Source organism: Sphingopyxis terrae subsp. terrae NBRC 15098 (genome assembly GCF_001610975.1).
Classification (GTDB): Bacteria; Pseudomonadota; Alphaproteobacteria; order Sphingomonadales; family Sphingomonadaceae; genus Sphingopyxis; species Sphingopyxis terrae_A.
Genome location: NZ_CP013342.1, coordinates 3,412,071 through 3,431,564, shown reverse-complemented (window position 1 = coordinate 3,431,564; position 19,494 = coordinate 3,412,071). Strand labels below are relative to the sequence as shown.

Here is a 19,494-nt window from a genome sequence, read left to right as displayed (position 1 = left end):
TTGGGCGGGAGAATTCTTCGCTCCCTCAGAATGGCGATCGGCGCACCGCGCACCTCAGGCGAAGTCGCTGCCGCCGCGTTCGTTGGCTGTTCCTCGGCAAACCCCTCGATCTTCGGTCTATTATCCCAATTGCCGGGCGGCCCGCGCCGCAGGAGCTGCGCCCATTTATCGTGGTCAGCCTGGTTACCGTCCGGAGATGGACGGCGACGGTGACGGTATTGCATGCGAGCCTTATCGGCCCCGCTGAACAGTGCGGAATTCGCACCGGACCCTGCGGTCGCAGTCATTTCCATGTGCTGAGCCCCTCATTTTTCTGGAGAGTGACCGTTTACGTCGATGCCGAGTGGGGAGCTCCACCCTTCCGGAGCCAACCCGGCGGCGGGCGATCTGACCTGGACCGGCGCGGCGCCCCGCGAAAGTGCGGGCGGCGCGATTATGTCCCCGCCTGCTGCGCAGTCTCCTCGCGGCCGCTTCGCTTCACATAATCACGCCGCCCGCACTCCTCCGCTGCGCTGCGGCCTTGCAGGTTCGCCGAGCGCCTCAAGCGCCGGTCCCTGGTCCGCCCATGCCGCAGGGATGGTCCCGCGGCACAGTGAAGGAGACGACCAATGGCAGCTATCGGCTTTGTGAACGGCACCATCGACAAGGGTTTCGCGGGCCAGCTCAAGACCCTCTCGATCCGCGCGGCGATCGAGATCCGCACCAACCGCAGCAAGAGCGGTGACGTTCAGCCCGACTACCGGGTCTATTCCGAAGGCGTCGAGATCGGTGCCGGCTGGATCCGCGTCGGCCAGCAGTCAGGCGAACGCTATGTGTCGCTGAGCCTCGCCGCGCCCGAGTTTGGGCCGCGCCGGCTTTATGCCAACCTCGGCCGCGCTGCCGGCCAGGAAAGCGATGACGCCTATGCGATCATCTGGAACGCGGTCGACTGAGACGGCAGCCGCCCCGCGCCGCGATCTGCGGCGCGGGGATCTGCCCTGCCGGGACAGTTGAATCGTCAGGCAGCGTCGCGAGCGCGCTCGAGATCGGCGAGCGTGAAGGACATGGGGTTGCGAAGCCAGATGTCGACTTCGCCGACACGCCAACCGCAGCAGCGTGTCGCGAGCTTGTGCTGCGGCGGGAAGGTGCCGGCGCGGATCTTCCGATAGAGGGTGGCGCGGCTGAGCCCGGTCAGGTTGAGGACTTCGGTGAGCCGCATGAGGCGAAGGGGGGACTGATATGCCATGTGATGCTTCTCCATGTTGAGGGGGATCATGTTCCGGCGTGAGAGCATTGAAGGCCATTGAGAGGGGCATCGTCAACACCGCAGAAAAGCGCCATTTATTGCGTCGTAGTCTGGCGTAGTTTAGCGTAGGTGCGCCGGCGTAGGTTGGCGTACGCTGGCGTATCCTGGAGGGCTGCAGCGTGCTGTGGCGTAGGCGAACATATTTTTCTCAAATCGTCTCGCCCCCGGCGTCGCAGCTGGACTTTGAGGCCGTCAATGAGGCCGTCGGGGACGGCCGCGCCTAAAATGACGCGCCGCGAGCGGCGCCGATTCGGTTTGATTCGCATGGGGGCAGGTGCCGCTGGCGCGGATGCGGTCGCCGCTTCGCGGCGGCGTCATTTGGTCCCGGCACGGGAGGGACACAGGGGAGCGTCACTCGCCTCTAGCCCCGCCCGGCCCGGCCGCAACCCGCGCTGCGGGTTCTCCACTGCGTTACGATCCTGCGGATGCACCCCGCCCGTTCATGCGGGTCTGCCGGCTCCTTCCTGCCGCCCCCCTGCGCCCCTTCCGGGCCGGGCCGCGGTTGGAAGGAGAAGGGATATGGTCAAGGACAGGAACGAGCGGGCGAGCCTCTATAGCGAGGTCACGAGCCGGATCATTGCGGAGCTCGAAGACGGGCGGCTGCCTTGGGTGCAGCCTTGGGACAAGGCAGCCTGCGGATGCACCATGCCGCAGAATGCCGGAACGGCGCGCAGGTACAGCGGGATTAACGTGCTGATCCTCTGGGCCGAGGGCATCGCTAAAGGCTATGGCTCGCAGCGCTGGCTCACCTATCGGCAGGCCGAAGCCGCAGGCGGCAATGTCCTGCGCGGCGAGAAGGGCACGGTCGTCTGTTACGCTGACTGGTTCACACCCAAGGCCGAAGCCGAAGCAGCGCGCGGCGAGGATCGCGAAGCGCGGCAGGTTGCGTTCCTCAAGCGCTTCGTCGTGTTCAACGTCGATCAGTGCGAGGGACTGCCCCAGGATTACGCCGCCCCCATGGTCAGCCCCGATGCGGTGCTGGCGATTGCTGAGGCCGACGCGTTGATTGCGGGAAGCGGCGCGCGCTTCCAGATCGGTGGCGGCGAGGCCTTTTACAGCCCGAGCCACGACTTTGTGCAGGTGCCGCCGCAGGCGGCGTTCCACGAGCCCATCAACTGGTATCGCACCGCGCTGCACGAGCTCGGGCATTGGACCGGGCACGCCAGCCGCTTGGACCGCGATCAGAAGGGCGGGTTCGGATCGGAGGCCTATGCGAAAGAGGAACTCGTCGCCGAGATGGCGGCCGCGTTCACCTGCGCCTCGCTCGGTATCGCGCCGACGGTCCGGCATTCCGATTACATCGGCTCATGGCTGTCGGTGCTGCGCGGGGACGAGAAAGCGATCTTCCGCGCGGCAAGCGCGGCCAGCAAGGCGAGCGACTATCTGCTGGCGTTCGCCGGAGACGAACAATGAGCGTGCGGATGTCCCGCGAAGACCGGCTTCGCCTGTGGCGCGCCGAGCGCGCCGTCGATCGGATGGAGGAGATGGACCGCAAGGTCTTCCTTGCGATCCGCGTCGAGGAGCTCGGCTATCCCGAGATCGCCGCCCGGTTCGGCATCACGGTCGCCGATGTCGAATGGCATTTTGCGGGCGCCCTTCGCGTCCTCATGATCGCGATGGACGAAAAGGATCCATGGTGGTGGCGATTCGGGCTCTAGGAAGGCGGGCGGGCCGGATGGCGCTTGCCATCCGGCCCGCGCGATTACAGGGTGATAATCATCATGCGTACCGACCTTGATCATCTTCCGGCCGCCAAGCAGCGCGAACTTGAGCGCGTGAAGGCGATCATCTTCGAGGAATTCGCCGACAGCATCGCGCTCGCGACGATGAGCTGGAAAAAGAAGGGGCGCATCGACAAGATCATCCTCTATGGCAGCTATGCGCGCGGCGGCTGGGTCGATGAGCCGCACACCGCCAAGGGCTATCGCTCGGACTTCGACCTGCTCATCATCGTCAGCGACAAGCGGCTCATCGACAAGGTCGATGTCTGGTCGAAGCTCGACGACCGGTTTGCCCGGGAGCTTCTGATCGACCAGACCCTCAAGACCCCGGTGAACTTCATCGTTCACACGCTGCAGGAAGTGAACGACGGGCTCGCGCACGGGCGGTATTTCTTCATGGACGTCGCGCGCGACGGGATCGCGCTCTACGAGAGCGACGACAAGCCGCTCCACACCCCGAAGCCCAAGACGCCGCAGCAGGCTCTGGCGATGGCGCAGGAGTATTTTGAGGATTGGCTGCCCACGGCGCAGAGTTTCCTCCGCGGTTATAAGCACGCGTTAAATGATGGCGATCTGAAGAAGGCCGCATTCGACCTGCATCAAACGACTGAACGCCTTTATCACTGCGTCCTTCTGGTCTGCACTTTCTACTCGCCGCATGTCCACAATCTCGGATTCCTTCGCACGCAGGCCGAGCGCATCGACATGCGTTTGGTCGATGCCTGGCCGCGCGAGATGAAAGCCGACCGTTCGCGCTTCGAGAAGCTCAAGGAAGCCTATGTGAAGGCGCGCTACAGCAAGCATTACCGGATCACCGAAGAGGAACTGCGCTGGCTCGGCGAACGCGTCGAAGAGCTGGGCCGCGCGGTTCATGCCGTTTGTTCAGAGCGCATCGCGCTGCTGGAGGCGCAAGCGAAGTAATCGCGCCGCCTGCCCGAAAGACTGTCCGATAAGCGCGCCGAGCTACACCGAGAAGCGCCGCGAACTGGCGAAGCGGTTTGGGCTCGGCGCCAAGGGGCGTGGCGGTGGCCGCAAGCCTGCGGCAGCGGCCCCGCCAAGGCAAAATAGCGCGGCAACAGCAATCTGAATCCTGTTCCGCTTATGGCTAGACAGGATCGACTTGCCGCCGCTACCGGCGCGACATGGGTATTACCGCAACGATCATGAACACGGCCACCGGCCAGCCAATCCAAAAGATGAGCTTCGGGCGCATGCCCAAGCCCTGGGCGAGCTTCAACCTCGAGAGCGGTGAGTTGGTCACCGCGGAACGCATCGATGTCGGCAAACCGGCGCCTGGCAAATTTGCCGCACCCATCTATGTCTGGGTGACGGTCAAGCCGCGCGGCTAGGCCTCCATCGGGGCAGCCTCGAACGCGCGCTTCCCGCGCTGTCGCCAGAGCGTCAACTGCCTCTCGCGCGCTTCGCCGCGTAGCGTCGCGGCGGCTTCCACAAGTAGCCCCAGAATGACGGCGCGATCGTCGCCGGTGAGCTCGACGAGATCCGCCTTCGCGACCAGGCCCCCCAGCTCGATCAGCTGGCGCGTGCGCTCGCGCCGCTTCACCTGCCACGCCCGCGTGTCATTCAGCGCTCGTTTCGCCTGAATGCGATTGCGCGCCTGCATCGCTCGCCGATGCGCCGCCCGCGTTGCTGCGAGTGCCCTTGCGAGCGTGGGCGCCGTCCCCGCGAAAGAAGGTCGCGCCGCTCTTGCGCCACGCCTCCTTCCGCACCGCGTCGGCGCCGACCGCGTCGATCAATGCGCCGGCAAGCTGCTCAATCGACAGCACATCGGCGCCCGTTGCAATGACAAGCTCGCCGAGCTGGGTTTGCTTCCTGGACTTGAGCGCCTTCGCCTTGTCGGTGAGGGCCTGGAGCTCGGCGTCATAATCACGGGGTTTGCGCATCGTCTGTCCTTCCATTTGAGTGGGTCGGACGAACCAGCTATGCCGAGTCTCAAGGGCCGGCAAGGCGCTGAAATATCTTGCGACTTTGTGATCCCGAGCGCGATCAAATCGGGCAAGGGCGCGCTTATACGTCGTGCCGACGTGCTTGTTTTGCTGTAAATGGTACGCCGCTATGGCGCTTTACCATTTCTCGGCAAAAGTGATTTCGCGTGCTGCCGGAAGCAGCGCGGTTGCGGCAGCGGCCTATCGTTCGGCCGATCGCCTGCACGATGAGCGCCTCGGCCGTGCCCACGACTTCTCCAACAAAACGGGCGTCGTGCACAGCGAGGTCTTGCTGCCAGAGGGGACGGACGAGGCGTGGCTCGACCGTGAACAGCTCTGGAATGACGTCGAGGCCGCCGAGCTTCGAAAGGATGCCCAGCTCGCACGCGAGATTGAGTTCGCAATCCCGCGCGAGATGACGAACGAACAGGGCATCGCGCTCGCCCGTGATTTTGTGCAATCCGAATTCGTCGAGCGCGGCATGATCGCCGACCTCAATGTCCATTGGGACGTCGGCGCCGATGGCCTGGCGAAACCGCACGCGCACGTCATGCTGACGATGCGCGAGATCCGCATCGGCGAGGATGGGTCGGCAGAGTTCGGCGCGAAGGTGCGCGACTGGAACCGCACCGAACTGCTGACCCATTGGCGCGAAGCCTGGGCCGCGCATGTGAACGAACGGCTGGCTTCGCTCGACATCGATGCGCGCGTCGATCATCGCACTTTGGAAGCCCAAGGCATCGACCTTGAGCCGCAGCACAAGATCGGCGCCGCGGCGTCGCGCATGGCGGGGCAGGGGCTTGAGGCCGATCGGCTCGCCGAGCATCTGGAGATTGCGCGCTCGAACGGCGATAAGATCCTTGCCGATCCAAGCATCGCTCTCGACGCGATCACGCACCGCCAGGCGACGTTCACGACCCGTGACCTCGCGATGTTCGTGCACCGGCACAGCGACGGAAAAGAGCAGTTCGATGCGGTGATGGCGGCGGTGAAGGCATCGCCCGAGCTGGTTGCGCTTGGCAAGGACGGGCGCGGCGAAGACCGGTTCACGTCCAAATCAATGATCGAGACCGAGCAGCGCCTCGAGCGCGCGACGGCGACGCTCGACGCGCGGCGTCATCATGGCGTTGCCGAGCGTCATCGCGAACTCGCCTTGTCGCGCGCGTCGAAGCGCGGTCTCGATCTCTCCACCGAACAGCGCGGCGCGCTCGAACATGTCACATCGGCACGCGGCGTCAGCAATGTCATCGGCTATGCCGGAACGGGAAAGAGCACGATGCTCGGTGTCGCTCGCGAGGTCTGGGAAGCTGCGGGCTATCAGGTGCAGGGCGCCGCGCTGTCGGGAATTGCGGCGGAGGGGCTAGAGCATGGCTCGGGGATCGGCTCACGCACGCTCGCCAGCCTTGAATATCAATGGGCCAATGATCGCGAACGGCTTACCGACAAACACATCCTCGTCATCGACGAGGCGGGTATGGTCGGCACGCGCCAGCTCGAGCGCGTCGTGTCGGAAGCGGAGCGACAGGGCGCGAAGGTCGTTCTCGTCGGCGATCCCGAGCAGTTGCAGGCGATCGAAGCGGGCGCGGCGTTCCGGGCGGCGGCCGAGCGTCACGGCGCTGTTGAGATCATGGACATCCGCCGCCAGCAGGAGGAGTGGCAGCGCGATGCGACGCGCGAGCTTGCCACCGGGCGGACCGGCGAGGCGATCGCGCGATATGCAGAGGCAGGCTTTGTGCGCGTCGCCGACACGCGCGAGGGCGCGCGAGCCGAACTCGTCGATGCGTGGGATCGGGATCGTCAGGCCTATCCCGATGCGAGCCGGATCATCCTCACCCACACCAATGACGAGGTTCGTGAGCTCAACGAGGCGGTGCGCGAGCGGCTGAAAGCGGGCGGGGCGCTCGGCAATGAGGTTGCGCTCGCTGTCGAGCGTGGCGAGCGAAGCTTCGCGGCAGGCGACCGCATTATGTTCCTCAAGAATGAACGTGACCTCGGCGTGAAGAACGGTTCGCTCGGTAGCGTCGACAGCGTCAGTCCTGCGCGTATTGCGGTAACGCTCGACGACGGGCGACGCGTGGCGTTCGATCTGAAGGACTATGCCCATGTTGATCATGGCTATGCGGCGACGATCCACAAGGCGCAGGGTATGACGGTCGATCGCGTGCAGCTGCTCGCGACACCGGGCATGGACCGGCACGGAGCTTACGTGGCGATGTCGCGGCATCGCGAGGCAATCGACGTCCATTATGGCAAGGATGACTTTGCCAGTCAGGCAAAGCTTGTGCGCACGCTCGGCCGCGAGCGCGGCAAGGATATGGCGAGCGATTACCGCGCCAAGAATATGGGGACCGAGCAGCCGCCCAAGGCGGCCGAACCGAAGCGTAGCATGTTCGATGGGCTGAAGCTGACTGTCTCGCGCGAACCGCTGCCGGAGGAGGAGGAGCCGAGGCTGCGCCGAGCGGCGAATCTCTCGGACGTCCGCGTCAGCGCCCGCGCTCTCGATCCGGCTGCGCCGCCGTCGGCGCTCAACAAGGCGATCGAGCGCTTTGCGCGAGTGACGAAGGAGATCGTCGATGTCCGGCGCGCCGGCGGGAAGGAACTGCCGCACGAGCTTGAGCGCTATCGCGAAGCGCGGCATGCGCTCGATGCGCTTCGGCCCGACGGCGCGAGCGATCTGCGCGAAGCGTTCGGGAAGAGCTACAAACTGGCCAGCGAGGCAGCGGAAGGACGAACCGTGGGCGCGATCGCCGCGATGGACAGCGCGGTCGCGGCCCGGGCCGCCGAACATGCGGCGGAACGGGCAGCCGTCGACCGCGCCGCGCGCGAGCAGGTGCGGCAGGCCGCTGCAGCAAAGCGTCTTGCAGCTGAGCTCGATAAGCGCGCCGAGCTGTTCGTTGCCACGTGGAAGACGGAGAGTATGCAGGCGCGCAAGGCACCGACCTATGCCGCGCGCGATGCGGCGCGCGCCAATCTCAACGAAATGGCGATGAACCTGCACCGCGACCCGCAGCTCGAGTCGCTGCTCCAAAGCCGCCGCGCGGACCTCGGCCTGAAATCCTCTGCGACAGGATCGCTGTCTCACGATCTCCAGCAATATCTCGGGCGTGGACGCAGTATGGGGATATCGATGTAGCGTGCGTACATGACCCAGGAACCCGCCCAAACCCCGCCCGCCGCCGATGCCGCCAATGCCTTCGAGGAACTACGCCGCGAAATCTCCCTGCAGCGAACCGCGATCCAGGGCCTCACATCGGCGAAGGAAAAGCTTCCCGACTATTTGCCCACCCTGCGCGATATCGACGCACGCCTCGGCGAGATCGAGGAGCACATCAAAAGCATCGACGGGAAGCCGGCGATGCAGCTCACGCCGCGAACGATCGCTACGGAGATACACGAAGCTTTGATGAGCTACCGAGCCGATGACGCCAAATCGATCGGCGAAGCACGCCACACCTTGGCGTGCATGCTTGGCCGCGTCGAGGGCATGATCAAACAGCGCCGCTCGACCCACGAGCAGGACTGGTGGGTCACTTGGGCGGCAACGGGCGGGTTATTGTGTGGCGCATTCCTGGCGCTCGTCGGCGTGGTTCTCTCGACCTAGTTCCTGCGCCGAAGGTTGAAGGAGGGGGCGGCTTCGCGCCTCATATCAGTCATAAGCTCAGTTTCGGCAGTGTTCCGAAAGCGGATGCACCCGGCCGTGGTCGGTCGCTGCCGGGCAATTAATCTCGGCCCGCTGATCCGGTAGGCGGTCGAGCTCTCGAAAAATCGCGCCCTGTCGAATGTCTGCCTGCCCGTTTCCACGGAGAGTTTTGTCATCAGCAGACAGCTTTGCCGCCGCAGCTGCGGTATAGCGGTTCGGCGAACTGCAGCGATCCTCATAATCGCCGCGGTCGTGAAGAGCATGGATCTCGTTAATACCCGGGGCTCGCGTCGGTCAGGCACCATTCAGAGCCTCAGAAGCGAAAACGTGCTGATCATGCGCATAGCGTAGCCGAACTTCATATGGCGGCCATCGGCCGCCCGGTTCCCCAGTCTGGGGTCGGATCAATCGAACTTGTCCTGATGCCCGCGGCGCACAAGTTCGGCCATTGCGGGGGTCAGATTTCGCATCGCTTCCGCTTTCTTTTCATATGCATAAGCGTTCGGGACCTCGGCTCGGCCGCTTGTCGTTCCGCGCCCGGCGCGATACATCGCGGCGGCCTGCACCGCCCCGTCGAGCTCGCCATGATCGGCGGCGCGCTTGAACATCTCGAGCGCTTGCGCTTCATTCCTGGTCACGCCGCGCCCGTCGCGCAGGGCATAGCCGGCGGATAGTTCGGCGGGCCCATATCCCTTAAGCGCGGCCTTCGCGATATATTCGAAGCCGCGCGCGTGATCGGCGGGGAGCTTGCGTCCGGACAGCAGCTCAAATCCAAGTTCGTTTGCTGCGAGCACGCTGCCGTTAGTCACCGCGCGGTCCATGTAGAAGATATATTTGTCAAAATCGCGTAGCACCGCGCCGCCTCCGTCATTCTTGCCCGTGAAATAGAGTGAAGCGAGCTTGCGACTGGCGAGATTGTCGCCTCGCATCGACAGTTCGGTCAGAATTTCGATCGCCTTTGCCGTGTTGCGCGGTAGCAGATAGTCGCCGGCCAGCGACTGCCAGGCAGGCGATTGCGACGGCGTGATCCCCACGCCGGCCCGCCAGGGATATTGCACGCCGGTCAGATATTTTGCGGCCAGCAAGTGCGCCGCCGCATCCCCCGGTCGCAGCCGAACGGGGGTGGCAAATTTGATGGCTTTGGTCAGTACTGCGGTCTTTTCGGTGCGGTAGGCGATAGAATGTTCGCCCGGTCCCTTGTCGAAAAGCTTCAAGGCCTTGAGCTTCTCAAAATCATATTTCAGCTCACCCTTGTCTTCGCAGAAGCTACAAAAATCGGGATCGAGCGCGATTCTGAGATAGCCGGCGACCGCCTCGCGGTTGCCGAGGGCGGCGCCCTTTTCATAGTAGGACCGCGCCTCGCTGCGGTCGCGCGAGCCCCGCTTCATTTTCCAGCTATAGTCCGGCGATTCCGCAATTTCGCCGACCCGCGCGAACGCCAGCCCATTGTTCTGCGCCATCGCGAGCGCATAATATTTCAGCATCTGCTGCCGGGTCTTTTCGCGCGCCCAGGCTTCGCCGAGCAGGTCGTCGCGGATCCTGTCGGCGAATTCGACCTGCGCCGATGCGCTGCCCCCGTCAGCGCGCGCCTTCAGCGCTTGGATATCCGCCTTGGCGAACCAAATATTCACCCGCGCTTCGGACGCTGCAAGTTCCGCCTTGGATTCGGTTGCCAGGCTGTCCACCAGATCATCGGGGTCGCCGCTTTGGGCGAATGCCGGCGCCGCGAACGCTGCGGCCGCGAGGATCAGGACCAAAGGGCGGAGGGGTGAAGAAAAAGACATTGTCATGCTCCTGGTTGCCTTGGTTCAGTGGTGAGGGTGCAGGCTTGCTTGTGACCAAGTCGGCAAGCTTCCTTGTGCGCGGCGTTGGCCGCGCCGGGATCGCGGATATGCTCCGGTCCCTTCGTCAGCATCTGGCCGAGGTTGAAACAGCCGCTATGGCTGCCCAGCGTGCAGGCCCTGCGAAGCAGCTTGCCTGCGCTGCCGAAGTCAGCAGGGCCGTTCATGCCGTTCATCAGCATGACCCCCATATTGTCGCACGCATTTGCTGCGCCCGCGGTGCAGGCTGCGTCGAGCAACGCGGCGGCGCGCCCAATGTCCCTTGGGCCTGCTTCGCCCATCATCAGCATGTAGCCGTAGTTGGTGCATCCCTCGTTGCTGCCCGCCGTACAGGCGGCATCGAACCCGGCTCGGGCGCCGGGCAGATCGCGCGGTCCGCCCTCGCCGAACTTCAGCATCACCGCATGATTGTTACAGGAATCGGCGATATGCGCGTCGCACCCCCGCGCGAACAAGGCGCGGGCTTCCGCCACCTCATCATTGCTCGCAGCCTCGCGATAGAAGAGTTGGCCAAGGTTGTAGCAGGCGTTTGCGTATCCCTCGAAGCACGCCCGGCGATAATTGCGGACCGCCGACGGGCGGTCGGCGGGGCCGCCAATAGCCTTCTCGAGCATCGCGGCCAGGAAGTTGCAGCCCTCGGCATTTCCTTCGGCACACGCCTTGGCGGCGAAACGGCGAGCGCCGACGTCGTCCCTGGCCTGCTTCTTGCCCTCATAAAGCCGGATCGCCTGCCGCAGGCACGCTTGCGCGTCTCGACCGACTTCGCATGTGGAGGTCAGATCTGTCGTATCGCCGTCGCGCGACTGTGCCGCCGACGGCGAGGAGCAGGCAAACAAGCCGGCGAATGCCAAGGCGACGAGAGGCCGCTGCAACTTGCGCATCATTCGGGCCGAGGCACCGTGGCCCAGGCGATTGCCTGTCGCACTTGGCCGAGCGTGAATTTCTGCACCTCGGGCTTCCGGCCCAAGCCCAGAAAGGGCGTCCATTTGCCGTCGCCATCCTGCCAGGCGAGCTGAACTTCGGTCGCATCGGCCTTGTCGGCCAGCGCTGCTACCGACGCCGTGGGCAGTTCAAAACGCGCCGAGCCAAGGCCTGCCGATCCGCTTCCCGCTACTTTGGTGAGCGGCATGTTCGTTCCGTCGCTCAGGCGTGCTGCAATGGCCGCTGCGTTACCGCCCAAGTGGACGGCCCAGCCGCCGCTCGGGCGGAACAGGATCTGTCCTGCTGGACCACCGAAAAGCCCCGCGCTTGTCAGGTGCATGAAGGCCGTGGGGCCGTCGCCGCGTTCGGCGAGGCGATAGCTATTGAGCCCGTCGCGTAGCATGTCGCCGGTAAATGGCCCGTGTCGCAATCGCCACGACCCCAGTTTCCTGACCGCGATCACCGATTGATATTTGCCCGCGAGCGACGAACCGGGACTTGCCGAGGTGCCAGCGCCTGGGAGAGCTTGCGCATTATCTTCGACGTGCCAAAGCGTATCGAATCCGGCTTGCATGAGGCGTGAGGTCGAGGCCCGCGCGCAGTCTGCCTCGACCAGCCCCGCGAACATTTTTTGCAATCCCTCGAACGTGGTGCGGTCGGAGCCGCCATGATGGCGGGCGGCCGTCGCAGCTGCTATCTTCCAGTCCGAGCGGGGCAGGCGGAAACCATAGTCGTCCATCGCGCATGTCGCGGGGTCGCTGGCGATGGCGGCGGGCGCCGCTTGCACGGCATGCGCGATCAACAGGGCGCGGTCGATGCGACCCCATTCGGTACCGTGCGCGCGGCGCGAAAGGCATCCCTTGTCCCAGTCTTTCATCCCGGTCGGCAAATGGTTCAACGAAGCGAATATTTCGGCGGTCGTGGCGCGCGACAGATCGCGGGCGAGCGCGTCGCGAAGCACGATCAGCCCCCGATACTCGCCCTGATCGAGCAGGTCGCAGCGCTCGTTGGCACCCAGTGCATAGGTCGCCACACCATAGAACTGCGCCATCGAACGCAGCTTTTCCTCGTTGGACTGCGCGCGCGCGTCTGTGGCCGCTGCGGTCAGCACGGCCGCGAGAGCGATGGGCAATATAGACAGCGGTTTGGGATTGATCATGAAGGGAATGACCTGCCTTTCAAGCCGGTGGAGGGGAGAGTGGAGCTTTCGCTCCGCAGGCGCGGTAGCTGCCAAGCCGGCAAGCACGTTGGCGCAGCGCGATGGGGTCCTGCCCGCAGCCTGATGGCGCGCGCGCATTCTCGATGATTGCCGCTAATGTTTCGCACGCCTCGGCCGAGCCAAGGTCGCAAGCGTGGCGCACCAGCGCGAGCGACCGCGCCTCATTGACGGGGCCGCCGAGGCCTTGCCGGTGCATCTCCGCGAAGACGAAACAAGCCTGCGCGACTGCGCCGTCGCAGCCTGCGCGTATAAAGCGGCGAGCCGCGCCATCGTCGCGCGCGGCGACCGGACCTTGCGTATAATAGAGGCCAAGCTTGGTACAGGCGATACCGACGCGATCGGCGCAGGCCTGCTCAAGCGTCGTCAACGCATTCGGCACCGCCGGTTGCTCGTCGACTTTCAAAAGGAGATCCAGCAGCGCCGTGCACCCATCGGCGCGGCCGCTGCGGCAACGGGTGGATGCGCTGCGCGAAGCTTGGCTCTGGTCACGCGTGGACGCCGCCGCCGGCAAGCAGCCCGAGCGGGCTTCGCGCGCGCACGCCTTTGCTGCGTAGCGGCGGACCGCGTCCATGTCCGCGCCGCCACGCTCCTCGGCACGCAGCAAGGCGGCGCCGTCGTGGCAGGCGCCACCGTCGGGCGCCGCGCGGCAATCTTCGCCCATCTGGAGCAACGCGATTGCGACGAAGCCTTCACCGCCGGCTGCGTGAGCGGAGGCTTTCCCTAGCGCCACCCCCATTTTCGCGCAGGCGAAATCACTTCCCGCGAGGCACCCGGCCGCAAGATCGCGCGCGGCGGCCAGCAAGGCTTCGCCGCCTTCCGCACTGTCCAGCCTGGCAAGCCCGGCCATCGTGCAAGATGGCGCCAGCTTCATGGCGCAGGCGCGGTCGAAGCGGTCAATTGCCAGCGTCATGTTGCCGCGCCTTTCCGCCGCAAGCCCGGCCTGATGCAATGCGAACGGGTCGGCGGACGTCTGCGCGGACGCCGGGGTTGCGATAATGTTCGCCACGAACAGTGCCGCCGCCAGCCAGGCTGCGAATGATGTTGCCCGTCGATAAAGCTCGGTGCCCGCGCCCTTCCTATTTTCGCAATCGCAAGAAATTGAACGTCCCCCCTCGAATTCGTTCATCGTTTCGATGCGACCGACGCTCCTCGTCGCGCGCCCTCCAATGCCTGTCGAGAGCGGTCGACCGCCGAGCCCGTTTTGTGATCGGGCGGGTTGTGGCGGCGGTGGGTCGCAGATCGCCGTCAGCGATTGCGAATAGAGCCCAAGCCCGCGCGCGGTTCATCCTCCAGATGGAGGATAGGGCCGATCTTTTTCGATTAATTCGGGGCGGTTGCGCCGATCCGGGCCAGCAGCCCGGCAAGGTCGGACTGTCGTGAGCTGCCCGTTTTCTCGAGCACACTGCGAATTTGGCTGCGCACCGTGCTGATGGCGACGCTGCCCGATGCGGCGATTGCCTCGGGCGTTTGGCCGCGGGCGATACCACTGGCAACGCGCGCTTCCGATGGCGTCAGGTCAAAAAGCGACTTCAGCAGCGTTGCCGACGGCACCCGATCCGATGCGACCGGCACCAGCAGCAGCAAGGCGTATGAATCCCCGAAAACATCGTGCGCGCCGCGCCGGACCGGGATCAGATGCGCAACCTGCCGGGGCAATCCCGCTAAGTCGCACACGGCAAAGGAACGCGCACTGATGTCGGGCGCCGAGGTCAGCGATGCGAGAGCGTCGTCGAGAAGCGCATCGGCTTGCCTATCCGCCAGGTGCAGGCGGCCGTGCGCGCCCAATATCACAAGCGATGAAACATCGGCGCCTAGCGGGCTCATCTCGACAACTTCCCCGCCAGCGCGAAGCAGGAAGGCAGGCAGTTGCATCGCGGTCAGCGCTTCGGCGGCGCCCTGCGCGCGCTTGTGCTGCATACGAGCACTGACGAGCGCGCTGCGCGCCAGGTGCGGGCGTAGCAGGTTGAGTCGGTCCACGCTCTCGGTGGCCACGGGACCGTCAGAATAGGCCCGCTCGACGCTGAAAACGATATTGTCACCGGTCGGCACCTGGACCCCGGTTCCCGCCGACCATCCCAGTCCGCGCGGACGGAAAAAGTCGCGATACACCGGGTCGGCATCGATTTCTTCGTCGCTCCAGAAATCATGCTCCACGAAAAAGGACGGTTCCTCACGGCCCATCAGGCAGACGCGCCGACTGCATTTGCCGAACCATCCTTCCTCGACATAGGCTGCAAAGACGTCAGCAACACGCTCGGAAGCGGTCCAGTGGAGCGCCTTGCGCGCCGAGAAGAGGAGCCCACCCGTCGATCCGGCGAGCGTTGCCACTTCGTCCAGAACCGCCGGCCATGCCTCCGGCACCGCCGAGCATTCGTAAATCCGATCGACGAGTTCGTCCTGCATTCATAGTCCCCACGGCGGCCAATGGGGGCATTGTCGTCACCTTGGTTGAAATGGCAAGAGCAAGGGGCACTGTAGATGACGCTTCTGTTTTATCCTCGTCAAGGCTTCGTAGGACGGTTCGCTCTCTAAACGCCGTTTGGCAACTTTGCGCCCTATTCTGTTGAAGAAGTCGCCCGGACGCTGTGCTGAGAGTGGAAGCGGACGGGACGCGAACGGCCTCCCCACCTTGATCAGGCGGTGGCGAGGTTCTGGATCGGGAAGATCTTTGCCATTTTCCGGAGGTTTTGGGCTGCGGCGGCGAGGTGGAACTCGTCACGGGCACCATTGGGACCGCGCAGGCGCAAGCGGTCCAGTTTCAGGATGCGCTTGAGGTGGGCGAACAGCATTTCGACCTTCTTCCGCTCTCTGCTCGACACAAGATAGGCGTCGGTTGTCGCAATATCTCGGGCCATGTCGCGCGCGCCTTCGTGGATCGAACGCGTGATCTTGCGGGCGGGCGCATTGGGCGTGCATTGCGGTTTTAGGGCACATCCTTCGCAATCGTGCTGACGCGCGCGGTAGCGGATGGAGCCGTCTTTATCGATCCCGGTCCGCGGCGTACTGAAGTTGCGATTGGACCGCCGCAACTGGTTGCCACCCGGGCAGGTGTAACTGTCGTCGTCATGGTCATAGATGAAGTCGGCGCGCTCGAAGGTGCCGTCATCGCGACCGGATTTTTCGAACACCGGGATATGCGGCTCGATGCCTTTCTCTTCCACCAGCCAAGACAGGTTCGCAGCGGAGCCATAGGCCGCGTCCGCTACAAGCCGATGCGGCCAGATGCCAAAGCGCTCCTGCGTCCGGTCGATCATTCGTCGCTGTGCTGTCACTTCGGCCTGCCGAACCGACGTTGTCGCCTCGACATCCACGATCACCGCATGATCGAGGTCGATCAGATAATTGGTGCTGTAAGAGTAAAAGGCCCGCTCACGCGTTGCCGCCGTCCAGCGGGCGGCAGGATCGGTCAGCGCGATCCGCTTCGGCTGCACAGGCGTTGAACCGCCGAACGCCGCATCGTCCAGCACCTCCAGATATTCACGAACGGCGCGGCCCGTCACATCGGGCGGCAGGCCTTCATCTCCCGGCACCGACCGCCGGCGATAGACATCCGCCCGGATCAGGCTTGCATCGACGGCGAAGCCTTCGCCGCCCACCAGGCCTTCCGCCATGCAGCGCGACACCGTCATCTCGAAGAGTTCGCGAAGCAGATCGCTGTCGCGGAAGCGGCCATGCCGGTTCTTCGAGAAGGTCGAGTGATCGGGAACCGCTCCCTCCAGCCCCAGCCGACAGAACCAGCGATAGGCGAGGTTCAGATGCACCTCTTCGCAAAGCCGACGCTCCGACCGGATGCCCATGCAATAGCCGACGACCAGCATCCGGATCATCAGCTCCGGGTCGATCGAGGGCCGACCCGTCTCGCTATAATAGGGGCGCAGATGCTCGCGCAGACCGCCGAGATCCACGAACCGGTCGATCGAGCGCAGCAGGTGGTCCGCCGGCACATGATCCTCGAGGCTGAAGCTGTAAAACAGCGCCTCCTGCATCACCGTCCGCTCGCCCATCATCAGCCGTCTCCCGATAACAAGACAACTGAATCATTCCCCGCGCCTCACTGCAAGCGGGAGTTTTTCAACAGAATACGCCCGATGTCGGCCGTTCTGAGCTCGATAAGCTGGCACCCGAAAGCAGCCATTCAATCATGCTACGTGTATACAACCGCAATTCTCAAGGCCGCGACGTGAAAGCGCTGTGGAGAAAGGTAATGCCGACGCTCTGAAGTCCGCATGAGCGCGATTGCTGCGGCGGGAATATCAGGTTTCCTCACTGGTCAAGTCTTTCGTCAATTCGAGTTCGAAGATTCCTGCCCGAACTTCCTTTTCGATCTTCTTAAATTTGGCAACCTTGCGCTGACCGGTCCTAGTATCAAGGTAACGCACGAGCTGGTTTCGCTTGAGCCTTCTAAATTTGTCGGGCGCGCCGATGCGCAGCAGGCTCTGTGCATTATCTTGGATCTGCTTTATCAGCGACTGGACGCCTGCCTCGGCGAGCTCCGCACTGAACGTCGGGTCTGTCAAAAGATCGACAATCTCTTGAGCGCATATTCTAGCAGCATCATTATTCTGTATGGATTGAAAAAATACGATCTTCTGATTCAAATAGAATGCATAAATTAACGCCTGAGACTTCTTGAATGCATCGCGATGGCCATCGAAAAACGATATGACCTTTTCAATTCTTCCGCGGTCTCCTGATGCTACTTCGAAAGAAAATTGACCTATACAGATGATGCCGTCCGAGAACTCAAAAGAGAAATCCGATATATTCTCGGAAACCAGCGCTACATATCTGTCAAAGGCTATGCTTTTTCCTGCATCTGGCGAGGATGCGACGGCCGCCTTTGACAGGGTCAACATATCCACAGGCCGCAGCCCGTCGTCTCTGGCACTCGACAGGCCGGCCTCGATGAGTGGGAGCAACGCCGAATGCTCGGTCTCCGACTGAGATGATTCGAGAATTTTCACTGCAACGCGGCCGACCGATGGTTCGTCGAGCGATTTTTGAGCAAGCAGGATTAGGCGTTGGGCTACATCTTCGTCTCCAAGCGAAATCGCCTTGGCGGCCAGCGAGCCGAGAGTGAATTTCGAAAATGATAGGGTGGTGGAGCCATAGCGACGAGCAATCGGAAGGTTTTGCTCGAGTATATCGGTGATCTGCCTCAACGCCGCGGTCGCGCCTGGGGTGTTGCCGAGCGCGCTGATCTTGGTCAAATATATGCTCGGCGCCATATCCGGTGGGGCCACGCCCAGCGCGGTCTCCAACGCGTCGATCGCTTCCGGAATCTTGCCCGCCGCCATATAGCCTTGGGCCAGATTATAGAGTGCAGATGAGGCCAACTCCGATTCCCGGTCCTCGTTGCCGTTCTGAGGAATGGCGCTTGCAATAATATCCTGCGAAATTTCTATAATGCGCGCCGAGTTTGCGCTCGGCGACATTGCTATTAGGGCAGCGCAAAGTCCGAGACGCGCCAGATTCTGGAAGTCTCCAGCCTCCGACGAAAGCGCTTCGAAAGTCTCGAGACTTGCTTCCGGGTCTCCGCCTTTCAGTTTGGATGACGCGAGATAAAACAGGATTGACGGACGAAGTTCTTCAAGCCCTTCAGCGCTAAGGCTGTCCTGTAACTGGCGCTGGGCTTCATCAAATCGCTGCAGATGGTAGAGCGCGATTCCGAACTCCATCAACGGGACGCGCCCCAGCGCGGAATCGCTGCCGGAAGCCTCGTCAAGAAAGCTTTCGAAAAGTCTCACTGCGCCGCTAAAGTCACGCTCTCCGTAGTGTCGCCTCGCCGCCTCTAATATGCTTGCGGGGCCGGCGCCTATGCGCGAGAGCCATTCGGTCGTCAAAGCGGCGGACGTTATGCGGTTGTTGATCTCGATATTCTCGCTCGGAGCGGTCGTGATTCCGGCAAGATACAGGCGGCTGCGCACCACATCGTCAAGGGCATCGCCTTTCCCGTAGTGAATCGACATGATGCCGTCTCGCAACACCCGATCTGACTGCACGAGGGTCCTGATGTGGTCGACAGGCGCCCGATCGTAGTCTCGAAGATAGACTTTCTCCACAGCGAGATCGACGCTTTGGGGTGTCAGCAATTCTCCGGAGCTTTGAACATCCTCGAGGCTTGACAGAACGTCCCACGACATGCGGGGATTTCCGGAAGTCCAGTAATATACTCTCTCGACGATATCGGGGCCGATGATCAGGCCGGATTTCGCGACGAGTTCTGACAGTTCTGATAGAGAGAAATTCTCCAGATAAATCTTCTCCCCAATGTTGAATGGAGAGATATTTTTATCCTTTATCAGATCCGAGGGCTCAGCGACGCCGGAGAGAACATATGTTACCGCCTCATATATCGGATGATTTGCCCGCGCAAAGTACATGCTCCGAATTTGAGCAAGGACTTTATCTGAATAGGGGACACCGATCAGCGAATCGATCTCGTCGAGAAGGATAACGAGCCGACCTTCGCGGCGATGGCCGGCCAGCAGCCTAAGATGGCGATCATACTCGACATTCGGCTCCCAGCCTTTCTCTCTGTCCAGCCTTATCTGCTCACTTAGCGCGTCTTCGGGAAGTGACTCGCAAACCGCATCGATGAGAGCGCGAAAGAATGAGCGAAGCGTTTTGTGGCGGGTTGAGAGATCAAAATAGCAAACCGTGTCGCCGTTGCGTTCGCGTGACCGTTTCATGTGCAAAAGCAGATTTGTCTTGCCCATCTGGCGCGCGACCAAAACGTATCCGGGTCTGCCCATTTCTTCGATTACACGTTCGAGTTGTCGATCCGCCGCGCGGTTAACGTATAGCGCGTCCGGCACTATCGTGAGAGCACGCAGGCGTTTGCTGTGCGCGGTCATGCTCGCTCCCCCGACGCTCGCTTCAGCATCGCTTGGAAGTCGGTCGTGAACCGCCCCGGGATTGCCG

The 19,494-nt window shown here is 63.0% G+C and carries 18 protein-coding genes; 8 read left to right on the top strand and 10 right to left on the bottom strand.

Going from position 1 to position 19,494, the window contains the following annotated elements; all coding sequences use genetic code 11:
• Nucleotides 1-82 precede the first annotated feature (82 nt).
• Nucleotides 83-247 (top strand): excalibur calcium-binding domain-containing protein, encoded by a 165-nt coding sequence (locus tag AOA14_RS19895; protein ID WP_238929679.1) that lies wholly within the window; start codon nucleotides 83-85, stop codon nucleotides 245-247.
• Nucleotides 248-608: 361 nt separating this feature from the next.
• Complete coding sequence (locus tag AOA14_RS16315) at nucleotides 609-932, top strand: DUF736 domain-containing protein (protein ID WP_062902551.1); 324 nt, start codon at nucleotides 609-611, stop codon at nucleotides 930-932.
• 65 nt (nucleotides 933-997) lie between these two features.
• Here AOA14_RS16315 and AOA14_RS16310 read toward each other — a convergent pair whose 3' ends face one another.
• Nucleotides 998-1,225, bottom strand: coding sequence for a helix-turn-helix transcriptional regulator (locus AOA14_RS16310; protein ID WP_062903226.1), 228 nt, complete (start codon nucleotides 1,223-1,225; stop codon nucleotides 998-1,000).
• 579 nt (nucleotides 1,226-1,804) lie between these two features.
• On the opposite strand from AOA14_RS16310, the gene AOA14_RS16305 reads away from it, so the two are divergent.
• The 4 genes from AOA14_RS16305 (at nucleotide 1,805) to AOA14_RS16290 (ending at nucleotide 4,355) form a co-directional block, all read left to right on the top strand.
• Complete coding sequence (locus AOA14_RS16305) at nucleotides 1,805-2,698, top strand: ArdC family protein (protein ID WP_062902550.1); 894 nt, start codon at nucleotides 1,805-1,807, stop codon at nucleotides 2,696-2,698.
• Nucleotides 2,699-2,706: 8 nt separating this feature from the next.
• Nucleotides 2,707-2,943 carry a sigma factor-like helix-turn-helix DNA-binding protein gene (locus AOA14_RS16300; protein WP_202988303.1) on the top strand — a complete coding sequence of 79 codons (237 nt, stop codon included), beginning with the start codon at nucleotides 2,707-2,709 and terminating at the stop codon, nucleotides 2,941-2,943.
• A gap of 63 nt (nucleotides 2,944-3,006) precedes the next feature.
• The gene (locus AOA14_RS16295) at nucleotides 3,007-3,927 is read left to right on the top strand and encodes a nucleotidyltransferase and HEPN domain-containing protein (RefSeq protein WP_062902548.1); all 921 of its coding nucleotides are present in this window, start codon (nucleotides 3,007-3,009) and stop codon (nucleotides 3,925-3,927) included.
• 221 nt (nucleotides 3,928-4,148) lie between these two features.
• Nucleotides 4,149-4,355, top strand: coding sequence for a hypothetical protein (locus AOA14_RS16290; RefSeq protein ID WP_082819971.1), 207 nt, complete (start codon nucleotides 4,149-4,151; stop codon nucleotides 4,353-4,355).
• On the opposite strand, the gene AOA14_RS16285 is transcribed toward AOA14_RS16290, so the two are convergent.
• Together AOA14_RS16285 and AOA14_RS16280 are read right to left on the bottom strand one after the other, a co-directional pair.
• Entirely contained in the window at nucleotides 4,352-4,567 is a 216-nt protein-coding gene (locus AOA14_RS16285; protein ID WP_062902547.1) for a conjugal transfer protein TraD, read from the bottom strand. The genes AOA14_RS16290 and AOA14_RS16285 overlap by 4 nt on opposite strands.
• A 16-nt stretch (nucleotides 4,568-4,583) precedes the next feature.
• The gene (locus tag AOA14_RS16280) at nucleotides 4,584-4,907 is read right to left on the bottom strand and encodes a conjugal transfer protein TraD (RefSeq protein WP_062903224.1); all 324 of its coding nucleotides are present in this window, start codon (nucleotides 4,905-4,907) and stop codon (nucleotides 4,584-4,586) included.
• A 172-nt stretch (nucleotides 4,908-5,079) separates the two neighbouring features.
• Here AOA14_RS16280 and traA point away from each other — a divergent pair, with 172 nt between their 5' ends.
• On the top strand, nucleotides 5,080-8,082 hold the full coding sequence (gene traA, locus AOA14_RS16275; protein WP_062902546.1) for a Ti-type conjugative transfer relaxase TraA: 3,003 nt from the start codon (nucleotides 5,080-5,082) through the stop codon (nucleotides 8,080-8,082).
• Between the two features lie 9 nt (nucleotides 8,083-8,091).
• Nucleotides 8,092-8,550, top strand: a complete 459-nt coding sequence (locus AOA14_RS16270; RefSeq protein ID WP_062902545.1) for a hypothetical protein — start codon at nucleotides 8,092-8,094, stop codon at nucleotides 8,548-8,550.
• Between the two features lie 443 nt (nucleotides 8,551-8,993).
• Here the strand turns inward: AOA14_RS16270 and AOA14_RS16260 are convergent, their stop codons facing one another.
• The 7 genes from AOA14_RS16260 to AOA14_RS16230 form a co-directional block, all read right to left on the bottom strand.
• The gene (locus AOA14_RS16260) at nucleotides 8,994-10,379 is read right to left on the bottom strand and encodes a tetratricopeptide repeat protein (protein ID WP_082819970.1); all 1,386 of its coding nucleotides are present in this window, start codon (nucleotides 10,377-10,379) and stop codon (nucleotides 8,994-8,996) included.
• Nucleotides 10,376-11,416 carry a tetratricopeptide repeat protein gene (locus AOA14_RS16255; RefSeq protein WP_202988302.1) on the bottom strand — a complete coding sequence of 347 codons (1,041 nt, stop codon included), beginning with the start codon at nucleotides 11,414-11,416 and terminating at the stop codon, nucleotides 10,376-10,378. Before AOA14_RS16255 ends, AOA14_RS16260 begins: the two co-directional genes overlap by 4 nt.
• A complete protein-coding gene (locus AOA14_RS16250; protein ID WP_062902541.1) occupies nucleotides 11,311-12,510 on the bottom strand; it encodes a hypothetical protein in 1,200 nt (399 codons plus the stop codon). The genes AOA14_RS16255 and AOA14_RS16250 overlap by 106 nt, the downstream gene beginning before the upstream one ends.
• A 19-nt stretch (nucleotides 12,511-12,529) precedes the next feature.
• Complete coding sequence (locus AOA14_RS16245) at nucleotides 12,530-13,696, bottom strand: tetratricopeptide repeat protein (RefSeq protein ID WP_062902540.1); 1,167 nt, start codon at nucleotides 13,694-13,696, stop codon at nucleotides 12,530-12,532.
• A 194-nt stretch (nucleotides 13,697-13,890) separates the two neighbouring features.
• Nucleotides 13,891-14,751: a helix-turn-helix transcriptional regulator gene (locus tag AOA14_RS16240; protein WP_202988301.1), complete on the bottom strand. Its 861-nt coding sequence runs from the start codon at nucleotides 14,749-14,751 to the stop codon at nucleotides 13,891-13,893.
• Nucleotides 14,752-15,203: 452 nt separating this feature from the next.
• Complete coding sequence (locus tag AOA14_RS16235; RefSeq protein WP_062902538.1) at nucleotides 15,204-16,577, bottom strand: IS1182 family transposase; 1,374 nt, start codon at nucleotides 16,575-16,577, stop codon at nucleotides 15,204-15,206.
• 246 nt (nucleotides 16,578-16,823) lie between these two features.
• Nucleotides 16,824-19,427 carry an AAA-like domain-containing protein gene (locus AOA14_RS16230; protein ID WP_082819969.1) on the bottom strand — a complete coding sequence of 868 codons (2,604 nt, stop codon included), beginning with the start codon at nucleotides 19,425-19,427 and terminating at the stop codon, nucleotides 16,824-16,826.
• Between the last annotated feature and the right edge of the window lie 67 nt (nucleotides 19,428-19,494).

Coding starts and splice junctions, on each gene's coding strand:
- AOA14_RS16230 (WP_082819969.1), bottom strand. CDS start 19,427: ATGACCGCGCACAGCAAACGCCTGCGTGCTCTCACGATAGTGCCGGAC.
- AOA14_RS16310 (WP_062903226.1), bottom strand. CDS start 1,225: ATGGCATATCAGTCCCCCCTTCGCCTCATGCGGCTCACCGAAGTCCTC.
- AOA14_RS16300 (WP_202988303.1), top strand. CDS start 2,707: ATGTCCCGCGAAGACCGGCTTCGCCTGTGGCGCGCCGAGCGCGCCGTC.
- AOA14_RS16290 (WP_082819971.1), top strand. CDS start 4,149: ATGGGTATTACCGCAACGATCATGAACACGGCCACCGGCCAGCCAATC.
- AOA14_RS16235 (WP_062902538.1), bottom strand. CDS start 16,577: ATGATGGGCGAGCGGACGGTGATGCAGGAGGCGCTGTTTTACAGCTTC.
- AOA14_RS16315 (WP_062902551.1), top strand. CDS start 609: ATGGCAGCTATCGGCTTTGTGAACGGCACCATCGACAAGGGTTTCGCG.
- AOA14_RS16240 (WP_202988301.1), bottom strand. CDS start 14,751: ATGGGCCGTGAGGAACCGTCCTTTTTCGTGGAGCATGATTTCTGGAGC.
- AOA14_RS16250 (WP_062902541.1), bottom strand. CDS start 12,510: ATGATCAATCCCAAACCGCTGTCTATATTGCCCATCGCTCTCGCGGCC.
- AOA14_RS16255 (WP_202988302.1), bottom strand. CDS start 11,416: ATGGACGCCCTTTCTGGGCTTGGGCCGGAAGCCCGAGGTGCAGAAATT.
- AOA14_RS16280 (WP_062903224.1), bottom strand. CDS start 4,907: ATGCGCAAACCCCGTGATTATGACGCCGAGCTCCAGGCCCTCACCGAC.
- AOA14_RS16295 (WP_062902548.1), top strand. CDS start 3,007: ATGCGTACCGACCTTGATCATCTTCCGGCCGCCAAGCAGCGCGAACTT.
- AOA14_RS16245 (WP_062902540.1), bottom strand. CDS start 13,696: ATGAACGAATTCGAGGGGGGACGTTCAATTTCTTGCGATTGCGAAAAT.
- AOA14_RS16260 (WP_082819970.1), bottom strand. CDS start 10,379: ATGACAATGTCTTTTTCTTCACCCCTCCGCCCTTTGGTCCTGATCCTC.
- traA (WP_062902546.1), top strand. CDS start 5,080: ATGGCGCTTTACCATTTCTCGGCAAAAGTGATTTCGCGTGCTGCCGGA.
- AOA14_RS16305 (WP_062902550.1), top strand. CDS start 1,805: ATGGTCAAGGACAGGAACGAGCGGGCGAGCCTCTATAGCGAGGTCACG.
- AOA14_RS16270 (WP_062902545.1), top strand. CDS start 8,092: ATGACCCAGGAACCCGCCCAAACCCCGCCCGCCGCCGATGCCGCCAAT.